Origin of the sequence: Mesorhizobium sp. M4A.F.Ca.ET.020.02.1.1 (assembly GCF_004022645.1) — a bacterium.
In the GTDB taxonomy this organism is placed as follows: Bacteria; Pseudomonadota; Alphaproteobacteria; order Rhizobiales; family Rhizobiaceae; genus Mesorhizobium.
Window position 1 is genome coordinate 1 of record NZ_RZOI01000421.1, and the last position, 5347, is coordinate 5347.

The following is a 5347-nucleotide window of genomic DNA, read 5'->3' on the forward strand; positions in this document are numbered from 1 at the left end:
GCCGCAGGCGGTGGGCGCCGTGCTCCTCGGCGCGCTGATCATGGTCGCCGCCGACTGGATCGGCCGCACCGCGATCTTGCCGCGCCAGATTCCGGCCGGTCTCGTCGCCACGCTGATCAGCGGCCCGGTGCTGATGGGGCTGCTTCGCCGCCGCTGATCTTGCCCCAGTGGAGATAGAAATGTCCGCCCTGCCGACGGCGTCCCCCGCCCCGATCGCCGACACCACTGTTCACGATTTTGTTCCAAGAGGCAGCGCTGCTGGAGCGAAGCTGCGCCAAAATTGGCCCGTGCACCAAGAGTGGTTGTCTTTGGCGCGCGCCGAATGGCAGGCATTTCATCGCGCCCAATCCAGACGCATATAAGCTGGTACCCCCCGACACTTTGGCTCGCGCTCTTGGCCTGCTGGAAAAGGTGTCGGCGCTTCCCGGTCGCGGCGCGGATGAGGCTGCGGCGGAGTAAAGCCCGATACATCCGGTGGAACGGGACAGGGCCGGCGCGCTAAAAGCCCTTGCCTCGCAGCCAATTCCACCCACGGCCTTTACGGGTTTCGAGGTCGGTCCAATAATAGGCCGCAGCCAGAATAGCCGGAACAACAAGCCCGACAATCACGACTGCCAAAACAAACCAACTCATGGCCTAGGCTCCTGCCGCTCGCGGTAGAGCATCCAGAGCGGCAGGGTTATGATGGCGAAAGTGATCACGGCCAACTCAACCCAGTAAGTAAATGGGTCAAGAGCTCGCTCTACGGGGTGATCCTTGAGAGGAATCCTGCCCGTCCAAAAGGATTGGGCAACCAACCAGACTAGAGCAAGCTCCGTAGCGACCATAACGGCTCGCATCATATACTTATTGGGTTTCATGGGCTTTTCACATAACAGCGCACCCCGGATTCAGGCAACGGGTCTGTCAAATATACAATCGCCATTGGGAAGACCGCGCCATCGATCCTTTTTCTGGAGGCCTTCGAAACAGCCAGACCCGAGGGGCTGGAGGCGCAAGTGATCCTGTCGGCCGGCGAATACGAGACGGAAAAGCTGGCGCCGTTCCAGGTCGGCGCCGAGGATGAGCAGAAGCGCCTGGAGCACAAGCAGGTGACGCGCACCGACGAATTCGCCCGCCTGATGGCCGAGCGGCTGGACGCCATCTCCCGCATCAGCGCCAGCTTCGAGCTGCCGGCGAGAACCACATGTCGATCCTGCCGGTGACGGTCAACCGCGCCGTGCAGGCAGCGTTTGCGGTGAGGTAGGCCGGTCTTTGCCGTATACCTGTCGGGCAGAAAGATCGACGTGTTGCGACGTCACTTCGCCGGAGGCGCGCTCAATCGCCGGTAGGGCACGCCGTCGAACACCGCCGTCACGAAGTCGGTGACGGACATCTTGCGCTTGCGCCCGTCGCTGCAGGCATAGACCGGCCAGCCATCGTCGCTGCATTCGCTGGCCAGGCAGATCTGGGCAAGGCAGTTCCCGGCGGTCAGCCGGAAGCCGCCCTTGCCGGCGAAGCCCTGCAGCAGGCTGCCGTCCGCCGAGCGCCATGTCCGTTGGCTGAATTCGGTCCGCAACAGCCGCGGCTCAAGAGGAACCGCGAGGCCGGTTTGGCCGGGACGTGTTCCGAGTTGCAGGCGGAAGCGCGCCATTGCGGTCGTGTAGGCAGTGACGGTGTCCGATTCCCGCGCATAGGCTGTCGCGAGACTGGCGTGGTCAAGCAGATGAGACGCGCGCTCGCCTGCCTCTAACGGCGTCATCAAGGCAACGATGGCAACAAGGGCGAAGCAAGCTCGCGGCATCAGACATTCCAGCAGCCATATCGATCCGGCGTGCCGGTTTGCCCCCCGGTTCGCCTGCGGCAGCATCCCGCCAATCGGCGTCTGGCGCAAGGCGCCCGGTAGTGGTTGGGACATTGTGAGGAAAAAATGGTGCCCAGAGGCGGATTCGAAGCGAAGGAAATCTGGCTTTGTTTCCAAATAGTTGACGCCCACACAAGAGCAGGGATAGCCAACAAAAATACCAACAAAATATTTCTGTGGATTGGTTCGGTTCCCGGAAATCGCTCTATTCGCTCAATGCCATCGCATCCCAACCTTATCTCAGAAGCGGAGCGTTGAGCAAGTCGCAGGTCCGCTGCTGCCTCCAATTTCCCCGAGATCTGATCGCCCTTACCACTTGAAGATGGCGGCGAGAGCGTCTTTCGACTTGACGCTTACGTCCTTGAAAATATTGAACTTTTCGCGGCATTTGTTACACAGTCTGTTACACGGCTACAGCGTTAATTTAAGCTCTCGGCATCTGAGCTCGCGCGCCCGAGCATCGACCTAATCCGATACTGGCTCGGGGCATCGTTGCTCCCGGAGCTTCAGCGTAGTCTCGCAAAAATTCCCAAGCCGCTTCGGGGCTGACGAGTCTGCGAAGCCGACGAGCGATAGGCAATACCGAGACGCAGACATTACGTGACGGCACTTGATATTGCAGTGCAGCAAGCGTAGAGCACCGCCCGCTTATGGGAGTGTCGTCCATGGCCCTTACCAATGCTGGTAACGAGGCAGAACCTGTCGAACAATCGAGCCATTCTGAGGTCGAGCAGCACAGCACCAAGGTGCTGATGCTGGGCGCGTTGGGCGTGGTTTACGGCGATATCGGCACCAGCCCGATCTATGCATTCCGAGAGGCGTTGCACGCATCGGCCGGTGGCAACGTCGCCAACCGTGGCGACATCCTCGGCGTACTCTCGCTGATCATCTGGTCGCTGACGATCACCGTCACCATCAAATACATCATGTTCGTGCTCCGTGCCGACAATCGCGGCGAGGGCGGGGTGCTGTCGCTGATGGCGCTGGCGCGCAACAGTTTCCCGACGCGCTCGGCGGTGATCCTCGGCATCGGCATTGTCGGCGCGGCGCTTTTTTTCGGCGACGCAGTCATTACGCCGGCGATCTCGGTGCTGTCGGCGGTCGAAGGTATGAATGTCGTCACGCCGACCTTCCAGCCCTATGTGGTGCCGCTGACACTGGCCATTCTGGCGGTCGTGTTTGCGGTACAGCGGTTTGGCACCGGCGGCGTAGGATTGGTGTTCGGGCCCGTTACCGCGCTGTGGTTCCTGGCCATCGGCCTTTCCGGCCTCAACCACATCATGGACGACCCGGAAATCCTGCTGGCAATCAGCCCGCATTATATCGTGTCATTCCTGATCAACTCGCCCGAAGTCGCCTTCGTCACGGTTGGTGCGGTTTTTCTCGCCGTCACCGGCGCTGAGGCGCTCTATGCCGACCTCGGCCATTTCGGGCGCAAGCCGATCGTGCTTGCCTGGCTGGCCATCGTGTTTCCTTGCCTGTTGCTCAACTATGTCGGGCAAGGCGCCTTCGTGCTGGCGAATGGCGGTGTCGTCGGTCATCCCTTCTTCGAGATGAACGAAGGCCGGATGCTTATCCCGATGGTGGTGCTGGCGACGGCGGCGACCGTGATCGCCAGCCAGGCGGTGATCTCCGGCGCTTTCTCGCTGACCAGGCAAGCAGTGCAGCTCAACATGCTGCCGCGCCTGGAAATCCTGCATACGTCGGAAAGACAATCCGGCCAGATCTATATGCCGCGCGTCAACATGCTACTGGCGCTCGTGGTGATGCTGCTGGTGGTCGGCTTTGGCGAATCTAGCAAGCTTGCCTCGGCCTACGGCATTTCGGTGACAGGCAACATGCTGGTGACGAACATACTGCTTTATGTCGTCATGACGCGCATCTGGAAATGGCCGCTCGGCGTCGCGATAGCCTTAATGGCGGTGTTCGTCTTCATCGATACCGGCTTCTTTGCAGCCAACATCGTCAAGGTATTCGAAGGCGGCTGGGCCTCGCTTGCCATTGCCGCAGTGATCGTGATGACCATGTGGACTTGGATAAGAGGCACCAGGTATCTATTCGACAAGACGCGCAGGAACGAGATTCCGCTCGATTCCCTTGCAGGCAATCTGTTGAAGAGGAAACCGCAGCTGATGTCCGGTACGGCCGTGTTCCTGACCAGCGATCCCGCCAGCGCGCCGACCGCGTTGATGCACAGCCTGAAGCACTACAAGGTGCTGCACGAACAGAATGTCATCCTCTCGGTGGTGACGGCGCAACAACCCGTCGTGCCCGACAGTGACCGGGTCAAGATGGAAACGATCAACGAGCTGTTCATGCGGGTGACGCTGACCTTCGGCTATATGGAGCAGCCCAATATCCCGCGCGCGCTGGCGATCTGCCGCAAGCAGGGCTGGAAGTTCGACATCATGACGACCTCTTTCTTCCTGTCGCGGCGCTCGCTCAAGGCCTCGCCCAATTCCGGCATGCCGGTCTGGCAGGACAAGCTGTTCATCGGGCTGGCGCGCACGGCGGCCGACGCAACGGAATATTTCCAGATCCCGACCGGACGCGTCGTCGAGATCGGAACACAGGTGGCGATTTAGTGCATGCCGCAGTTCAGCAGCTGAGAAGCCACTTGAGCGTGTCCATAGAAAGCGCCTCACTGAATACCAAACATCCCCATCCTCTGTTTGGTACGTTTCCAACTCTTGATATCTTGGAATTGACCAAGGATCGCTGCTTGGGTTCTGTCTCGGGAGGCGCGACTTCGGTGAGCAGAACTCTAGCAGCCCTTTCCCAGACTCTCCGCATGAATCGGAGTAGCCTGCTTCCATCGGCGATTTACATGTGGCATCGCCGTTGAGCGACGGCCACCCTTCCGCCCTAATGGGAGGAACAGCTATGGTCAGTAACACCAGCTCAATGAGTGGCATTGCCTATCCCAGCGACCTGGCTTTGTTGAAGCAGGTCTTTGATCGTGTCTGCGCCGAGGCAGGTATCTCCGTTAGTAGCATGCAGGCGGAGCGCCTGAGCGTGAGCGTAATGGCACTGTTCTCGGACGGCGAGTTCGATGAGGCCGTTCTTTATGAACGCCTTAAGCTTGATGCCCGCTCCTTGCCCAGAACGGGCAGCGTATGACCTCCGATCATCAGGAAGTCCTCACGAGCCTTGTAGCTCGTTATGAAACCGTAGTGTCGATACAGGACCGGATCGTTGAGCACGACCGGCGTTTCGGGCCTAGCATCCGAATTGGATGAAGTCCTACTGGAGCGGCTGCTCGTCTCGTTACGGAAGGCCCGCGTCGCCCTGGAGCTGGGCGGTGATCAGGGTGGATTTGCGGCGATAGCGTTCCTCGACGATTTCGAACAGATGGAAGCGCTGTTGGTCGGTGAGGCTGTGAGTTCCGAAGTCATCGAGGATGAGCAGTTGCGCGCGGGTGAGTTTGTCGATGAGGCGTGGGAAGCGGCCATCGAGACGAGCGAGCGCCAAATCCTCGAACAGGCGCGGCACGCGCACATAGAG

6 protein-coding genes and 1 pseudogene are annotated in these 5347 nt (G+C 60.0%); 4 read left to right on the forward strand and 3 right to left on the reverse strand.

The window, feature by feature from the left end:
* Nucleotides 1-157: iron chelate uptake ABC transporter family permease subunit (locus tag EN742_RS22875; protein ID WP_148670204.1), on the forward strand; the 157-nt coding region annotated here is incomplete at its 5' end.
* Nucleotides 158-498: 341 nt separating this feature from the next.
* Here EN742_RS22875 and EN742_RS40060 read toward each other — a convergent pair.
* Entirely contained in the window at nt 499-633 is a 135-nt protein-coding gene (locus tag EN742_RS40060) for a hypothetical protein (RefSeq protein ID WP_281033070.1), read from the reverse strand.
* 365 nt (nt 634-998) lie between these two features.
* Between EN742_RS40060 and EN742_RS39530 the strand changes: the two genes are divergently transcribed.
* A complete protein-coding gene (locus tag EN742_RS39530; protein WP_245455651.1) occupies nt 999-1205 on the forward strand; it encodes a hypothetical protein in 207 nt (68 codons plus the stop codon).
* Nucleotides 1206-1297: 92 nt separating this feature from the next.
* Here EN742_RS39530 and EN742_RS22885 read toward each other — a convergent pair whose 3' ends face one another.
* Nucleotides 1298-1849: a hypothetical protein gene (locus EN742_RS22885; RefSeq protein ID WP_245455649.1), complete on the reverse strand. Its 552-nt coding sequence runs from the start codon at nt 1847-1849 to the stop codon at nt 1298-1300.
* 659 nt (nt 1850-2508) lie between these two features.
* Here EN742_RS22885 and EN742_RS22890 point away from each other — a divergent pair.
* Both EN742_RS22890 and EN742_RS22895 read left to right on the forward strand, forming a co-directional pair.
* A complete protein-coding gene (locus tag EN742_RS22890; protein ID WP_091600265.1) occupies nt 2509-4428 on the forward strand; it encodes a potassium transporter Kup in 1920 nt (639 codons plus the stop codon).
* A gap of 298 nt (nt 4429-4726) precedes the next feature.
* Nucleotides 4727-4963, forward strand: a complete 237-nt coding sequence (locus EN742_RS22895) for a hypothetical protein (RefSeq protein WP_091600251.1) — start codon at nt 4727-4729, stop codon at nt 4961-4963.
* 174 nt (nt 4964-5137) lie between these two features.
* Here the strand turns inward: EN742_RS22895 and EN742_RS22900 are convergent.
* A pseudogene (locus tag EN742_RS22900) lies at nt 5138-5347 on the reverse strand (ATP-binding protein); the annotation flags it as partial.

Excerpts from the sequence above, each read along its gene's own strand:
- EN742_RS22890 (WP_091600265.1), top strand. The coding sequence starts at position 2,509 with ATGGCCCTTACCAATGCTGGTAACGAGGCAGAACCTGTCGAACAATCG.
- EN742_RS40060 (WP_281033070.1), bottom strand. The coding sequence starts at position 633 with ATGAGTTGGTTTGTTTTGGCAGTCGTGATTGTCGGGCTTGTTGTTCCG.
- EN742_RS22885 (WP_245455649.1), bottom strand. The coding sequence starts at position 1,849 with ATGCTGCCGCAGGCGAACCGGGGGGCAAACCGGCACGCCGGATCGATA.
- EN742_RS22895 (WP_091600251.1), top strand. The coding sequence starts at position 4,727 with ATGGTCAGTAACACCAGCTCAATGAGTGGCATTGCCTATCCCAGCGAC.